This is a genomic window from Micromonospora carbonacea, from assembly GCF_014205165.1.
GTDB classification, from domain to species: domain Bacteria; phylum Actinomycetota; class Actinomycetes; order Mycobacteriales; family Micromonosporaceae; genus Micromonospora; species Micromonospora carbonacea.
In genome coordinates this window covers 3,774,988-3,790,309 of the sequence record NZ_JACHMZ010000001.1, presented here as the reverse complement: position 1 = coordinate 3,790,309, position 15,322 = coordinate 3,774,988, and the positions used below count along the sequence as shown (strand labels likewise).

The window sequence follows — 15,322 nt, the reverse complement described above, 5'->3', positions numbered from 1 at the left end:
ACGGCACCGCTCGCCGCGGTGCGGCGATTGTCGAGTTCATTACGAAATTGTTTTACGCTCTCCGGACATTCCCTGGCAGTGGGTGATTCTAGTCGTTCTGTCTCACGATGTGGAACGGGTCTTGCCAGGGGTTGCGGACTACCTCAACGATCCCTGTCAATGTCGTCATCGCTATTACCCATCGATTAACTTCGACATTCACCGAAAGTGAGGTGAGCTTCGCCGGGCGATCAGCGAAGGCCCTGGTAGACGGCGTGTTGTGACCCACGTCACGCTAGCTGCGGTAACGACGCGGACCGCATCGAGTGCGGTTCACCACAGGCGGTGAGTTCAGCGACGGTCTTGCCGGCGGTCGCGCTGGGCGAGCCGATACCGCGACCGGGCGGCGGCACCGTAGCCCCGCTTAACGAGCGTTTTACCCAATCTGTCGGAATGATTAGTACGCGGTCGCCCGTCAATGGGGCGGCCGGCGTCGCCTACGACAATCCCTGTACCTGCACAGACTCGGCTCGCCGGGGCGGTGCGGTCCGCCTCGACCGCCGTCCCCGCCCGGCGCTGCCAGACCCCCTTTTGTCTTTCGGATCGGCGGATATTGTGCGTAAACTCCTTCTCCTCGCCCTTGTGGGACTCGGTGCGCAACTGGTAGACGGCAGCCTCGGCATGGCGTACGGCGTGACGTCGACAACACTGCTGCTGGCCATCAACACCAGCGCCGCGAGTGCTTCCGCAACTGTTCACCTGGCCGAGATCGGCACCACCCTCGTCTCCGGCGCCGCCCACTGGCGCTTCGGCAACGTCGACTGGACGGTGGTCCGCAGGGTCGGCGTGCCGGGCGCCCTCGGCGCCTTCGCCGGCGCCACGTTCCTGTCCAGCCTCTCCACCGCGACCGCGGCCCCGATCATGTCGTTGATCCTGCTCACCCTCGGGGTCTACGTGCTGGTCCGGTTCACCGTCTCCGGGCTGCCCCGCGACCGGGTCGGGCTGCCCCTGCGCAAGCGCTTTCTGGGCCCGCTGGGCCTCGTCGCCGGCTTCGTCGACGCGACCGGCGGCGGCGGCTGGGGCCCGGTCGGCACCCCCGCCATCCTCGCCAGCGGCCGGATGGAGCCGCGTCGGGTGATCGGCTCCATCGACACCAGCGAGTTCCTGGTGGCGATCGCCGCCAGCGCCGGGTTCCTGGTCGGGATCGGGTCGGAGAGCATCAACTTCGGCTGGGTGGGCGCGCTGCTGCTCGGCGGCATGATCGCCGCGCCGATCGCCGCCTGGCTGGTGCGGATGGTGCCGCCGCGGGTCCTCGGCTCCGCCGTCGGCGGCGTCATCATCCTCACCAACGTGCGGACCCTGCTGCTCAGCGACTGGATCGACGCCTCCGCCGGCATCCGGTACGCCAGCTACCTGGTCATCGTCGCCGCCTGGGCGGCCGCCGTGGCCTGGTCGGTGCGCCAGCACCTGGCGGACCGGACCGTCGAGCCGGTCGTGGCCGGGGACGGTCCCGGGGAGCCCGCCACCGCGACGAACTGACCGCCCGCCGGGCCCGCCGTAGCCGGCGCGCGGGCCGGTGTGGGCCGCCGGCACGGGAGTCCCGCCCGGACCCCCGTGCCGGCGGTCGGCATGTCGGATTCGTGACGAGGGCGCGCACCGGAAGCGGTGCGCGCCCTCGCCGGCGACGGTGGTGGCGGAGCGCACCGCCACCGGGTTGCACTCAGGAGACCGAGCAGGCCGCCCCGTTGAGGGTGAACGAGGCCGGCTTGGCGGTGTTGCCGGTGTGGTCGGCCTGGAAGCCGATGCTGACCGACGAGTTCGGCGCGATCGTGCCGTTGTACGAGACGTTACGGGCGGTCACCGCGCCGCTGGCGGGGGAGTAGGTGGCGTTCCAGCCGCCGGTGATGCTCTGCCCGGCCGGCAGCGTGAACGCCAGGCTCCAGCCGTTGATCGTCGTGCCGCCGGTGTTGGTGATCGTGACGGCGGCGGTCAGGCCGGTGTTCCAGGCGTTGACGGTGTACCCGACGGCGCAGCCCCCGCCGGCCGGCGGCGTGGTCGGCGGCGGCGTCGTGGGCGGTGGGGTGGTCGGCGGCGGCGTGGTCGGCGGTGGGGTGGTCGGCGGGGCAGTGGTGGGCGGCGGCGTCGTGGGCGGGGTGGCGTTGTCCAGGCCGAAGAACCGGATGGCCTGCGCGGCGTCCACGGGCAGGTTGTGCGAGACCCCGGCCATGCTGATCGCCTCGACCGGCGCCATGGTGCCGTTGCCGCCGTAGCGGGTGCGGGTGTAGCCGGACTGCGGGGTGTCCGTGTACGTCGGGGTCTGGCTCAGCCCGTGCACGTTCGTCCACTGCTTGACCTCTTCGCCGAAGTTCGGGTAGCGCAGGGTCTCGTCGTTGGTGCCGTGCCACAGCTGCATCCGGGGCCGCTTGCCCGTGTACCCCGGGTAGGCGTTGCGGACCAGGTCGCCCCACTGCTGGGCGGTCTTGGTGACCTGCCCGTTGGCGCAGTCGCTGTTCCACTCCGAGCCGTTCGTGGTGGCGAAGCAGCCGAACGGGACGCCGGCGAAGGCCGCGCCGGCGGCGAACACGTCGGGGTAGAGCCCGAGCAGGACGTTGGTCATCATCGCCCCGGAGGAGACGCCGGTGGCGAAGATCCGGTCCGCGTCGACGGGGTACCGCGCCCGGACGTAGTCGATCATCGACTTGATGCCCACCGGGTCGCTGCCGCCGTCCCGGCGCAACGCCTGCGGCGAGGAGACGTCGAAGCACTGGCTGCTGCGGGTCACCGACGGGTAGACGACGATGTAGCCGTACTGGTTGGCCAGCTCGTCGAACTGGGCGCCGTTGAAGAACGCCGGGCCGGTCCCGGTGCAGTAGTGCACCGCGACCAGCAGGCCCGGCCGGGGCGCGACCCGGTCGGGCACGTACAGGTACATGCGCAGGTTGCTGGGGTTCGCACCGAAGTTGGTGACCTCGGTCAGCGCCGCCGCCGACGCGGGCGCGGGTGCCGTGACAGCCGCGAGCGCGGCCACTGCGGCGGCCACCAGGGCGGCGCCCAGCAGCTTCGTCCTTGATCTCATGGGGCAGGTTCCTCCGGAGAGTGCCGATGGGGCGAGGTTCCGATCGGGGCTGCCCGGCCTCCGACCACGTCCGGCTCAGGAACGTTCATCAGTATGGATAGCTGGAGTGAGGGTGGCAACCAGCGGAAGTTTCGGGCCCGGAAAGCGGCTAGGGTAGGGCTTCGGTGTGCCGGGAAGTCTGGTCGGCGACGAGACGACGCTGCCCAGCCGACGAGGAGTTCCCCGTGACCGACGCCCCCCGGCGCCGCCCCAGCCTGCTCGCCCGACGCTCGTGGGGTGAGACCAGCCGCATCTTCGGCATCCTGCGCAGGGAGACCGTGGGCGGGGCGCTCCTGCTGGTCGGCGCGTTGCTGGCCCTGATCTGGTCCAACTCCCCCTGGGCCGACGGCTACCAGGCGCTGCGGGACCTCAGGCTGGGTCCGGCGGCGCTGCACCTGGACCTCAGCCTGGCCACCTGGGCCGCCGACGGCCTGTTGGCGATCTTCTTCTTCGTCGCCGGGCTGGAGCTCAAGCGCGAGTTCGTCGCCGGGGACCTGCGGGACCCGCGCCGCGCGGCGGTGCCGGTGGCCGCCGCCATGGGCGGCGTGCTCGTGCCCGCCCTCCTCTACCACCTCATCGCCGGCGGCGACGCTCCGCGGGGCTGGGCGATCCCCACCGCGACCGACATCGCCTTCGCCCTGGCGGTGCTCGCCGTCGTCGGCCGCTTCCTGCCCGCGGCGCTGCGCACCTTCCTGCTCACCCTCGCGGTGGTCGACGACCTGCTCGCCATCGTGATCATCGCCGTCTTCTACACCTCCGACCTGGCCGTCGGCCCGCTGCTGGGCGCGCTGGTCCCGCTGGCGGTCTTCGGGCTGCTGGTGCAGCGCCGGGTCCGGTCCTGGTGGCTGCTGCTGCCGCTGGCCGCCGTGACCTGGGTGCTGATGCACGAGTCCGGGGTGCACGCCACCGTCGCCGGCGTGCTGCTGGCGTTCACCGTTCCGGTGGTCCGCAGCCGGGCCGCGGGCGGCCCGGACGCCGGTCCCGGCCTCGCCGAGCACTTCGAGCACCGGTTCCGGCCCCTCTCCGCCGGGGTCGCGGTGCCGGTCTTCGCGTTCCTCTCCGCCGGTGTCACCGTCGGCGGCCTCGCCGGCCTGGCCACCGCCCTGACCGACCGGGTCGCCGTCGGGATCGTGGTCGGCCTGGTGCTCGGCAAGCCGATCGGCATCATGGCGGCGACCTGGCTGGTGTCCCGGTTCACCCGCGCCGACCTCGACGAGGGGTTGAACTGGCTCGACGTGTTCGGCCTGGCGCTGCTGGGCGGCATCGGGTTCACCGTCTCCCTGCTCATCGGCGAGCTCGCCTTCGGCCTGGGCAGCGAGCGCGACGACCACGTCAAGGTCGCCGTGCTCACCGGATCCCTGCTCGCCGCCGGCCTGGCCACCGTCATCCTGCGCGTCCGCAGCCGGGCCTACCGGCGGGTGCACGAGGCCGAGACCGTCGACCGCGACCGGGACGGGGTGCCCGACGTCTACCAGGCGCAGCCCGACCGGTCGGCCTGAGCCGCCGCGCCCCGCGCCGGGTCAGCGGGCCGGCGCGGGGCCGGTCGCCGTCAGGGCGGGGCCGGTCGCCGTCAGCGCGGGGCCGGTCGCCGCCAGGGCCTCCTGCCGGGTCGCGAAGGTCGGGAAGAGGCCGTCGAGCCGCATGGTGTGCAGGACGGTGCGGACGAACCGGGAGGGCGCGGCGAGGCACAGGACGACGCCCCGCTGCCGGGCCTCCTGGTGGGCCCGCACCAGCAGACCCAGCCCGGCCGGGTCGATCTGCTCCATGTCGTGCAGGTCCACCACGGCCCGCCCGTCGAACTCGACCGCGTCGCGCAGGGCGGCGCGCAGCCGGTCCTCGCCGTGGCCGGGCGCGTCGTCGCAGCCGTCGACCTGGTCGAGCCCGAGGAGTTGGCTCGGCGCGGGGCCGGCGATGCTGCACGGCGGGCACCGGTGCGGGCCGACGGCGAACGGCGAGCCGCTCCAGCCGTGCTCGGACACCAGCGTCCAGACGACCTCGGCGTCGGGCAGCACGCACGCGTTGCCGGTCGTCGTGTCGCCGCAGTCGTCGCAGATCAGCGTCATCAGGCGATCGTCCGGTACGACCGTCATCCGGCCTCCTCTCCTCGGCGGCGGCAGCCCCCACCCTGGTACGCGGTTTTGGAGGGCACCCCCCGGTTCCATGACGGTTGTGTGACGAAACCGCCCTCACCTGGGCCGGTACCGCCGTGGCCGCGCCCGGCGGCGGGCCGGGGCGGCGACGCAGGTTTCGTCCGCCGGACACCGCGGGCAAGGAGGTCGGGAGGCGGGAGCACTCCCGCGCCTCGCTGACGGAGGGGGACCGGGTCCATGACCAGATCCAGAATGGTCGGCGCCGTGCTCGCGCTCGCACTCGCCGCCGCCGGGTGCGGCGCCGGCGACAGCGTCGACGTGGACGGGGCCGGCGACACCGGCGGCAAGGGCGCCGGCGGCACGCTGAACGCCGCGATCGGCGGGGAACCCGACCAGCTCGACCCGCACCGGACCTCGGCCTACTACAGCTTCCAGGTGCTGGAGAACGTCTACGACACCCTCGTCGAGCCGGGCCCCGACCTGCGGATGGGTCCCTCGCTGGCGACGAAGTGGACCACCAGCGCCGACCAGCTCACCTGGACCTTCACCCTCCGCGAGGGCGTGCGCTTCTCCGACGGGTCGCCGCTGACCTCCGAGGACGTCGTCTACTCGTACGAGCGGATCATCTCGGAGAAGCTCAACCAGTCCTACCGGTTCGAGACCGTGAAGTCCGTGACCGCGCCCGACCCGACGACCGTGGTGGTCGCGCTCACCAAGCCCACCCCGAACCTGCTGGCCAGCCTCGGCGGGTTCAAGGGCGTCGCGATCGTCGAGAAGTCCAACGTGGAGTCCGGGGCGATCAAGACCAGGCCGGTGGGCAGCGGGCCGTTCGCCGTCGCCGGCTACACCTCCGGCGACAGCATCCAGCTCACCCGCAACGACAACTACTGGGGCCCGAAGCCCACGCTCGACGGGGTCCGCTTCACCTTCGTCAAGGACCCCACGGTCGCCCTCCAGAACCTGCGCGGCGGCGAGGTCCAGTGGACCGACAACCTGCCGCCCCAGCAGGTCGCCGCGCTGAAGGAGAACGGCGGCGACGTCACCGTCGAGTCGCGGTCGTCGACCGACTACTGGTACCTCGCGCTCAACGAGGGCCGCAAGCCGTACGACGACGTGAACGTGCGCCGTGCGATCGCGTTCGCCCTGGACCGGGAGGCGATCGCGAAGGCGGCCAAGTTCGGGCAGGCCACGGTCAACCAGACCGCGATCCCGAAGGGCAGCTCCTGGCACTTCGAGTACGCGCCGTACCGGCACGACCCGGCGCAGGCCCGGCAGCTGCTCGGCCAGGCCGGCGTCAGCGGGCTGACCCTGGACCTGATGGTGACCACCGAGTACCCGGAGACGGTCAGCGCGGCCCAGGTCATCGCCGCCCAGCTCAAAGACGTCGGGATCACCGTGAAGATCCGCACCCTCGACTTCGCCCAGTGGCTCGACGAGCAGGGCCGGGGGGCCTTCGACGCGTTCCTGCTCGGCTGGCTCGGCAACATCGACCCGGACGAGTTCTACTACGCCCAGCACCGCACCGGCGCGACGTTCAACTTCCACAAGTACAGCAACCCCGCCGTCGACAGGCTCCTCGACGCCGGCCGCACGGAGACCGACCCGGCGGCCCGCAAGCGGACGTACGACCAGGCGGCCAAGCAGATCGTCGACGACGCCAGCTACATCTACCTCTACAACCCCGACGTGGTGCAGGGCTGGTCGAAGCAGGTGACCGGTTACCAGGTCCGCTCCGACCGGGCCATCCGGTTCCGCGACGTCGCCCTCGACAGGTGAGCTGACGGGGGCAGACATGACACGCTTCGTCCTACGCCGGCTGCTCCAGTCGGTCGTCGTCCTGTTCGGGGTGACGCTCGTCGTCTTCCTGCTGCTCCAGCTCGTCCCCGGCGACCCCGTCCGGGTCGCCCTCGGGACCCGCTTCGACCAGCAGACCTACGACGCGCTGCGGGAGCGCTCCGGCCTCGACCGGCCGCTGGTCGCGCAGTACCTCAGCTACGTCGGCCACGCGCTCACCGGCGACCTCGGGGTGAGCTTCCGCAGCGGCCAGCCGGTCACCACGATCGTGCTGGAGCGGTTGCCGGCGACGCTGTCGCTGGCGGTCACCGCCGTGCTGCTGGCCCTGCTCGTGGCCTTCCCGCTGGGCGTGCTCTCCGCCGTGCGCAGCGGGTCCGCCCTCGACCACGCCGCCCGGGTGTTCAGCCAGTTCGGCGTGTCGGTGCCCGACTTCTGGATGGGCATCATGGGCATCCTGCTCTTCGCCGGGGTGCTCGGCTGGCTGCCGCCGTCGGGCTACGTGGCCCTGACCGAGGACCCGGCGCGGTGGGCGTCGCACGTGGTCCTGCCGGCCACGGCCGTGGGGCTGGTCACCGCCTCGATCCTCACCCGGTTCATCCGCTCCTCGGTGCTGGAGGTGCTCGCCGAGGACTACGTGCGCACCGCCGAGGCAAAGGGGCTGCGTGCCCGGATCGTGGTCGTCCGGCACGTGCTGCGCAACGCGCTGATCCCCGTGGTCACCGTCGTGGCGGTGCAGTTGGCCAGCCTCGTCGGCGGGGTGATCGTGATCGAGGTGCTGTTCGCCTGGCCGGGCGTCGGCCGGCTCACCTACGACGCCGTCCAGGCCCGCGACTACCCGGTGCTCCAGGGCGCGGTGCTCTTCGTCGCCGCCCTGTTCCTGCTGATGAACCTGCTGGTGGACGTCCTCTACGCCCGCCTCGACCCGCGGATCGGGCTGCGGTGAGCGGCGGCGAGGACCGGGCTGCGGTGAGCGGCGGCGAGGACCGGGCTGCGGTCAGCGGCGGAGCGGACCGGGCCGCGGCGCGCGGCGGGTCCGACGGCACGCTGCGCCGCACGCTGTCCGCCTTGCGCCACGACCCGCCGGCCGTCGCCGGCGCCGTCGTGCTGCTCCTGCTGCTCGTCGTCGGGGTGGCCGGCCGGTGGCTGGCGCCGGCCGGGGTCAACGACGTCGACGTCGAGCGGATGCTGCGCCCGCCCAGCCTCGACCACCCGTTCGGCACCGACGAGCTGGGCCGCGACGTGCTCAGCCGCGTCCTCGTCGCCGCCCGGGTCTCCCTGGAGGTGGGCCTGGTCAGCGTCGGCATCGCGCTGCTGGTCGGGGTCACCGTGGGCCTGCTCGCCGGCTGGTACCGGGGCTGGGTGGACAACGTCCTCATGCGCGGCATGGACGTGCTGTTCGCGTTCCCGGTGCTGCTGCTCGCCGTCGCGATCGTGGCGGTGCTCGGGCCGGGCCTGGTCACCGCGATGGTCGCGATCGGAGTGGTCTACACACCGATCTTCGCCCGGGTCACCCGCGCGGGCGTGCTCTCCGTACGCGAGCAGGTCTTCGTCCGCGCGGCGGTGTCCATCGGCGCGTCGGACGCGCGGATCATCCGCCGCCACGTGCTGCCCAACGTCGCGGCCCCGCTGATCGTGCAGACGTCGCTGTCGCTGGCGTTCGCCATCCTCTCCGAGGCGGCCCTGTCCTTCCTGGGCCTCGGCGTGCAGCCGCCGGACCCCGCCTGGGGCCGGATGCTCTACGACGGGCGCGGGTTCGTCACCGAGGCGTGGTGGCTCGGCGTCTTCCCCGGCGCCGCGATCTTCCTCACCGTGCTCGCCTTCAACCTCGTCGGCGACGCGCTGCGCGACGTGCTGGACCCGCGCCAGCTCACCGTCAGCGAGGCGAACAGGAGCAGGACATGAGCACACCACCCCCCGCCGCCCGCGACGACGCCGGGCCTGGCCCCGCCGCCCGCGACGACGACGCGCCGGTGCTGGCCATCGAGGACCTGACGGTGACGATCGGCACCCGACGTGGCCCGGCCCGCGCCGTCGCGGGCGTCGACTGGTCGGTGCGGGCCGGGCAGACCCTCGCCCTGGTCGGCGAGTCCGGCAGCGGCAAGAGCATGACCGTGCTCGCCGCCACCGGCCTGGCCCCCCGCGCGGCCACGGTCACCGGCCGGGTCCGGCTGCTCGGCGAGGAGCTGACCGCGCTGCCCGAGCCGCGCCGCCGGCGGCTGCGCGGACGGCACGTCGGCTTCGTCTTCCAGGACCCGATGACCTCGCTCAACCCGGTGCTCACCGTGGGCCGGCAGGTGTCCGAGGCGTGCGAGGAGCACCTCGGCATGACCCGCCGGCAGGCCCGGGACCGGGCCGTGGAGCTGCTCGACCTGGTCGGCATCCCGTCGCCGGGCCGGCGCGTCGACGAGTACCCGCACCAGTTCTCCGGCGGGATGCGGCAGCGGGTGGTCATCGCGATGGCCCTGGCCTGCGAACCGGCCCTGCTCATCGCCGACGAGCCGACCACCGCGCTCGACGTCACCACCCAGGCGCAGATCGTCGAGCTGGTCGCCGACCTGCGCCGCCGGCTCGGCACCGCCGTCGTCTGGATCACCCACGACCTCGGCGTGGTCGCCGGGGTCGCCGACACGGTGGCCGTCATGTACGGCGGCCGGATCGTCGAGCGGGGCGACGTCGACGCCGTCTTCGACGCGCCCGCGCACCCGTACACCCGGGCCCTGCTGGCGGCCCGCCCGGACCCGCAGCATGCCGGCGGCGACCTCCCGGCGATCCACGGCGCGCCGCCGAGCCCGCTGGACCTGCCGCCCGGCTGCGCGTTCTGGCCCCGCTGCCCGGTGCGCGGCGACGCCCGGTGCGCGCACGAGCTGCCGCCGCTGGTCCCGGTGGCCCCCGGTCACGACGTACGCACCTTCTATCCCGGCGGGGAGGACGCATGAGCACCGACACCGTCCCGGCCGCGCCGACGCCGCAGGCCGGGCCGCCGGAGCCCCTCGCCGAGCTCGACGACCTGCGGGTGTGGTTCCCGGCCGGGGGCGGCGCGCAGGTGCGGGCCGTCGACGGGGTGTCGCTGACCGTCCGGCGGGGCGAGACGCTCGGGCTGGTCGGCGAGTCGGGCAGCGGGAAGTCCACCACCGGCCTGGCGCTGCTGCGCCTGGTCGACCCGACCTCCGGACGCGTGCGGGTCGGCGGCCGGGACGTCACCCGGTGGTCCCGCCGCCGGCTGCGCGGCCTGCGTCGACGGGTGGCCATGGTGTTCCAGGACCCGCAGGCGTCGCTGGACCCCCGGCGCACGATCGGGGCCAGCGTCGCCGAGCCGCTGGTGGTGCACCGCCTCGCCGGCTCCGCCCAGGCCCGCGGCCGCCGGGTCGCCGAGCTGCTGGAACTGGTCGGCCTCCGCCCCGACCTCGCCGGCCGGCACCCGCACGAGCTCTCCGGCGGGCAACGCCAGCGGGTCGGCATCGCCCGCGCGCTGGCCGGGGAGCCCGACCTGATCGTCCTCGACGAGCCCATCGCCTCGCTCGACCTGAGCGTGCAGGCGCAGATCATGAACCTGCTGCGGGCGCTGCAACGGGACCTGGGACTGACGTACCTGTTCATCGCCCACGACCTCGCGGCCGTCGAGCACATGAGTGACCGGATCGCCGTGATGTACCTGGGCCGGATCGTGGAGACCGGCACCCCGGCGCAGCTCTACCGGCAGCCGGCGCACCCGTACACCGCCGCGCTGTTGTCGGCCGTCCCGGTGGCGGACCCGAAGGTGGAGCGGCGCCGGCGGCGGATCATCCTGCGCGGCGACGTGCCGAGCCCGGTCGACCCGCCCGCCGGCTGCCGGTTCCGGACCCGGTGCCCCCAGGCCCGGCCGGACTGCGCCGAGGTCGACCCGGCGCTGGTCGAGGTGGCCCCCGGTCAGCGGGCCGCCTGTCTGTACGCGGGCGAGGCGGTGCGCGCCATGCGGGACGGGGCCTGACCCCGGCGGCGTCCCGTCCACGTGGACGGGACGCCAGCGGTCGGGGCGGTCAGCAGGGCCGGGTGCTGTGCCGGACGATCAGCGGGGTGGCCAGCTCGATGCGGTCGCTCGCCAGCTCCTCGTCGTTGACCAGGCTGAGCAGCATCCGGGTGGCCATCGCGGCCATCTCCGTCAGCGGCTGCCGCACGGTGGTCAGCGGTGGCACGGCCCACCGGGCGGCGTCCAGGTCGTCGAAGCCGACGACGCTCATGTCGTCGGGCGCCCGTAGTCCCCGCTCGTAGAGCGCCTCGTAGGCGCCCAGGGCCATCTCGTCGGAGCAGGCGAAGATCGCCGTCGGCGGCCGGGCCAGGTCGAGCAGGGCGTGCGTCTCCCGGTAGCCCGAGGGCGCCAGGAAGTCGCCGGCGCGGACGTGGCCGGTGGGGACCCGCTGCCCGGCGGCGTCCATGGCGGCCCGGTAGCCGTCGACGCGGGCGCGGCTGCACGGCACGGTGGGTGGTCCGCCGATGACGGCGATCCGGCGGTGTCCGAGGTCGAGCAGGTGCTCGGTGGCCGCCCGCCCGCCGGCCCAGTTGGTCGCCCCGACGGAGGGGATGTCGGCGGGGGGCTGCCCGGCGGGATCGATGATCACCGCCGGGATGCCCAGGTCCTCCAGTTGGCCGCGCTGGGCGGGGGAGAGGTCGGAGAGGACGAGCAGCACCCCGTTGCAGCGTCGGGCGGCGAGCTGCTCGGTCCAGCGCCGGTCGGGGCGGGTGCGGTGCCGGCCGTGGACGGCGGAGACGACGACGCCGAAGCCGGCCTGGTAGGCCAGCTCCTCCACGCCGTCGATGATCTGCATGGCCCACGGGCTGCCGAGATCCCGCAGCACCAGGTCGATCAGGCCCGCCCGGTTGGCCGGGCGGGCGGTGCCCCGGGCGGTGTACCCCCGCGCGTCGAGCAGCGTCTGCACCCGGTGCCGCGTCGCGGGTGCGACGTCCGGTCGGCCGTTGAGGACCTTCGAGACGGTGGGGATCGAGACCCCGGCCGCCTGCGCGATCTCCGCCAGCGTCGCCCGCTGTTGTTCCATGCCATCTCCCTCGTTCCCGGCCCGCCGCAGCATATCCCGAAACTTTCGACGCTTGGGGGCGGGTGGGGGCGAAATCGGGGTCTGGCCTCGATGCATCGACAGGTGACGCTTGACTCGCCTTCGCTCGAAAGCTTAGTCTGCACGGGTCCGAAACAAGCTCGAAACTTTCGGGCGCGGGTTGCTGCCGCGTCTGCTGTCGGCCGGGTCGGCGCCGCCGGACGGGGCGGCGTCGGCCCGGTGCCCGACGGGGGTTCCCCGGGCCGGCATGGCCGCCCGGGGTACGGCTTTGGCGGGGCTGCGAGCCTGGGTGCTTCGGTCGCGCTCCGTGACGAAGGGGAGCTGGCCACATCAGGACGATCGTCCTTACCCTGCGTTGTCATTCTCCGGGGGTCTCCGTGATGCCGCTGCGCGCTCTGCTGCGTGCCCAGCGCCGCGACGCCCTTGTCGAGCGGTGCGCATCCGGCTCCGCGAGGAACTGCGAAGGATCCCGCACGGTGGCGGAGTGTGAGTGTTGCGTCCTCTGGCGCGGAGCGGGTCGGGCGGGTGGCGTGGTGCGCCGGGGGGCCGGCTCTCACTCCCCGTCACGGCCGGGCGGCGGGTCGGTGGGCCCGGCGGGGGCCGGCGGGCGGCGGTGGGGCGTCTCCCGCGCCGTGCGGCCGGCTCGCCCTCTCCTTGTGAACGCGCACATCCCCGGCCTCGGGCCGCCTCCGCCGTGGGTCGCGCCCCGTGACCGAATCGTCGCCGACGTGGCCATCTGGAGAGACTCCAGGCTGGGGGCCGTGTCGGGGACCGGACTGAAAGATCTTGGCGGGAAGCATCTTGACGGCACGACATGTGAGCGCTAACACTGTTGCCAGCAAGTGAGCGGAGGATGTCATGAGCGTTTCGGCAGGGCCGGGCGACCGGTACGTTGTCGGCGTCGACTACGGCACGTTGTCGGGTCGAGCGCTGGTGGTACGGGTCGGTGACGGTGCCGAACTGGGCACGGCGGTGCACGAGTACCGACACGCCGTGATGGACACGGTACTCGCCGTCGACGGCCAGGCGCTACCCGCGGACTGGGCCCTCCAGGACCCGGACGACTACCGCGAGGTGCTGCGGCAGGCGGTGCCGGCGGCCCTGGCCGCCAGCGGCGTCGACCCCCGCCAGGTCATCGGCATCGGCATCGACTTCACCGCCTGCACCGTGCTGCCCACCCGCGCCGACGGCACGCCGCTGTGCGAGCTGCCCGACCTGCGTACCCGGCCGCACGCCTGGGTCAAGCTGTGGAAGCACCACGCGGCCCAGCCCCAGGCGGACCGGATCAACGAGCTAGCCCACGCCCGCAACGAGCCGTGGATCGGCCGCTACGGCGGCAAGATCTCCGCCGAGTGGCAGTACGCCAAGGGCCTGCAACTGCTGGAGGAGGATCCGGAGGTCTACGACCGCGCCGAGCGGTGGATCGAGGCCGCCGACTGGATCGTCTGGCAGCTCTGCGGCGTCGAGACCCGCAACGTGTGCACCGCCGGCTACAAGGGCATCCGCCAGGACGGCCGGTACCCGTCGCGGGAGTACCTGGCCGCGCTGAACCCGGGCTTCGCCGACTTCGTCGCCAAGATCGACGGCCCGCTCGCGCCGCTGGGCGCCCGGGCCGGCGGGCTGACCGCCGAGGCCGCGGCCTGGACCGGCCTGCCCGAGGGGATCGCCGTGGCGGTCGGCAACGTCGACGCGCACGTCACCTCCGCCGCCGCCCAGGCCCTCGACCCGGGCCGGCTGGTCGCCATCATGGGCACCTCCACCTGCCACGTCGTCAACGGCACCGAGCTGGCCGAGGTGGCCGGCATGTGCGGCGTCGTGGACGGCGGGATCAGCTCCGGGCACTGGGGCTACGAGGCGGGCCAGAGCGGCGTCGGCGACATCTTCGGCTGGTACGTCCAGCACGCCGCCCCCGCCGGCTTCGCCTCGCACGAGGCGCTGACGGCCGCCGCCGCGGCCCAGCCGGTCGGCGCGCACGGCCTGGTGGCGCTGGACTGGTGGAACGGCAACCGGTCCCTGCTGGTCAACCACGACCTCAGCGGGGTGATCGTCGGGCTGACCCTGGCCACCCGGCCGCCGGACGTCTACCGCGCGCTGCTGGAGTCCACCGCGTTCGGCACCCGCATGATCATCGAGGCGTTCGCCGAGGCGGGGGTGCCGGTCGACGAGATCATCGTCGCGGGCGGGCTGACCAACAACGCGCTGCTCATGCAGATCTACGCCGACGTCACGAAGCGGCCGCTGGGCATCATCGGCTCGACGCAGGGCCCGGCGCTCGGCTCGGCGATCCACGCGGCGGTGGCCGCGGGCGCGTACCCCGACGTGCCGGCCGCCTCGGCCGTGATGGGCCGGGTCGACCGCGACGTCTACCGGCCCGACCCGCAGCGGGCGCTCGCCTACGACGCGCTCTACGCGGAGTACCGGCGGCTGCACGACCACTTCGGCCGGGGCGGCGACGAGGCCCTGCTGCGGCTGCGCACCATCCGCAACGCCGCCCGCCGGGCGGCCGACCACTCCCCGGCCGGCGAGGCCGCAGTCCCCCTGGAGGTGTTGGCATGAGCCCCGACCTGGGCGCCGAGGTGACGCGCCTGCGTGAGCAGGTCGCGTCCCTGCACGGCGAGCTGGTGCGCTACAACCTGGTGGCCTGGACGGCCGGCAACGTCTCCGCCCGGGTGCCGGGCGCGGACCTGATGGTCATCAAGCCCAGCGGCGTCTCCTACGACGACCTGCGGCCCGACAACATGATCGTCTGCGACCTCGACGGCGTCGTGGTGGAGGGTGACCTGTCGCCGTCGAGTGACACCGCCGCGCACGCCTACGTCTACCGGGCGATGCCGGAGGTCGGCGGCGTGGTGCACACCCACAGCTCCTACGCCACCGCCTGGGCGGCCTGCGGCGAGTCGATCCCGTGCCACCTCACCGCCCAGGCCGACGAGTTCGGCGGCGAGATCCCGGTCGGCCCGTTCGCGCTCATCGGCGGCGACGACATCGGCAAGGGCATCGTGGCCACCCTGTCCGGGCACCGCTCGCCGGCGGTGCTCATGCGCAACCACGGCGTCTTCACCATCGGCAAGGACGCCCGCGCGGCGGTCAAGGCGGCGGTGATGTGCGAGGACGTCGCCCGCACCGCCCACCTGGCCCGCACGCTCGGCCGACCGGTGCCGATGGCCCGCGAGGACATCGACTCCCTCTACGACCGTTACCAGAACGTCTACGGGCAGCCCGGGGTCTCCGCCACCCCCTGACCGCCGCCCGACCCCGTCCCGGCCGGTCCGGCACCCCGAGGGCCCGGCCCGTTC

12 protein-coding genes are annotated in these 15,322 nt (G+C 73.4%); 9 read left to right on the top strand and 3 right to left on the bottom strand.

The features are described from left to right. The first annotated feature begins 594 nt into the window (after positions 1-594). Positions 595-1,518 (top strand): sulfite exporter TauE/SafE family protein, encoded by a 924-nt coding sequence (locus tag HDA31_RS16195; RefSeq protein ID WP_178064563.1) that lies wholly within the window; start codon positions 595-597, stop codon positions 1,516-1,518. 181 nt (positions 1,519-1,699) lie between these two features. Here the strand turns inward: HDA31_RS16195 and HDA31_RS16190 are convergent, their stop codons facing one another. Continuing rightward, positions 1,700-3,055, bottom strand: coding sequence for an extracellular catalytic domain type 1 short-chain-length polyhydroxyalkanoate depolymerase (locus HDA31_RS16190; RefSeq protein WP_178064564.1), 1,356 nt, complete (start codon positions 3,053-3,055; stop codon positions 1,700-1,702). 224 nt (positions 3,056-3,279) lie between these two features. Between HDA31_RS16190 and nhaA the strand changes: the two genes are divergently transcribed. Beyond that, on the top strand, positions 3,280-4,593 hold the full coding sequence (gene nhaA / locus HDA31_RS16185) for a Na+/H+ antiporter NhaA (RefSeq protein ID WP_178064565.1): 1,314 nt from the start codon (positions 3,280-3,282) through the stop codon (positions 4,591-4,593). A 21-nt stretch (positions 4,594-4,614) separates the two neighbouring features. On the opposite strand, the gene HDA31_RS16180 is transcribed toward nhaA, so the two are convergent. Then, on the bottom strand, positions 4,615-5,184 hold the full coding sequence (locus tag HDA31_RS16180; protein WP_178064566.1) for an STAS domain-containing protein: 570 nt from the start codon (positions 5,182-5,184) through the stop codon (positions 4,615-4,617). Between the two features lie 237 nt (positions 5,185-5,421). On the opposite strand from HDA31_RS16180, the gene HDA31_RS16175 reads away from it, so the two are divergent. From HDA31_RS16175 to HDA31_RS16155, 5 genes are all read left to right on the top strand, one after another. Then, positions 5,422-6,960 carry an ABC transporter substrate-binding protein gene (locus HDA31_RS16175; protein ID WP_178064567.1) on the top strand — a complete coding sequence of 513 codons (1,539 nt, stop codon included), beginning with the start codon at positions 5,422-5,424 and terminating at the stop codon, positions 6,958-6,960. Between the two features lie 16 nt (positions 6,961-6,976). After that, the gene (locus HDA31_RS16170; protein WP_178064568.1) at positions 6,977-7,921 is read left to right on the top strand and encodes an ABC transporter permease; all 945 of its coding nucleotides are present in this window, start codon (positions 6,977-6,979) and stop codon (positions 7,919-7,921) included. Positions 7,922-8,022: 101 nt separating this feature from the next. Next, the gene (locus tag HDA31_RS16165) at positions 8,023-8,880 is read left to right on the top strand and encodes an ABC transporter permease (RefSeq protein WP_178067353.1); all 858 of its coding nucleotides are present in this window, start codon (positions 8,023-8,025) and stop codon (positions 8,878-8,880) included. Beyond that, complete coding sequence (locus HDA31_RS16160) at positions 8,877-9,914, top strand: ABC transporter ATP-binding protein (RefSeq protein ID WP_246384596.1); 1,038 nt, start codon at positions 8,877-8,879, stop codon at positions 9,912-9,914. The genes HDA31_RS16165 and HDA31_RS16160 overlap by 4 nt, the downstream gene beginning before the upstream one ends. Next, positions 9,911-10,945 carry an ABC transporter ATP-binding protein gene (locus HDA31_RS16155; protein ID WP_178064569.1) on the top strand — a complete coding sequence of 345 codons (1,035 nt, stop codon included), beginning with the start codon at positions 9,911-9,913 and terminating at the stop codon, positions 10,943-10,945. Before HDA31_RS16160 ends, HDA31_RS16155 begins: the two co-directional genes overlap by 4 nt. Before the next feature lie 49 nt (positions 10,946-10,994). On the opposite strand, the gene HDA31_RS16150 is transcribed toward HDA31_RS16155, so the two are convergent. Then, positions 10,995-12,008, bottom strand: coding sequence for a LacI family DNA-binding transcriptional regulator (locus HDA31_RS16150; RefSeq protein ID WP_074479096.1), 1,014 nt, complete (start codon positions 12,006-12,008; stop codon positions 10,995-10,997). An 876-nt stretch (positions 12,009-12,884) separates the two neighbouring features. Between HDA31_RS16150 and araB the strand changes: the two genes are divergently transcribed. Both araB and HDA31_RS16140 read left to right on the top strand, forming a co-directional pair. Next, positions 12,885-14,582: a ribulokinase gene (araB, locus tag HDA31_RS16145; RefSeq protein WP_178064570.1), complete on the top strand. Its 1,698-nt coding sequence runs from the start codon at positions 12,885-12,887 to the stop codon at positions 14,580-14,582. Beyond that, positions 14,579-15,268: an L-ribulose-5-phosphate 4-epimerase gene (locus tag HDA31_RS16140; RefSeq protein ID WP_178064571.1), complete on the top strand. Its 690-nt coding sequence runs from the start codon at positions 14,579-14,581 to the stop codon at positions 15,266-15,268. Before araB ends, HDA31_RS16140 begins: the two co-directional genes overlap by 4 nt. Positions 15,269-15,322 lie beyond the last annotated feature (54 nt).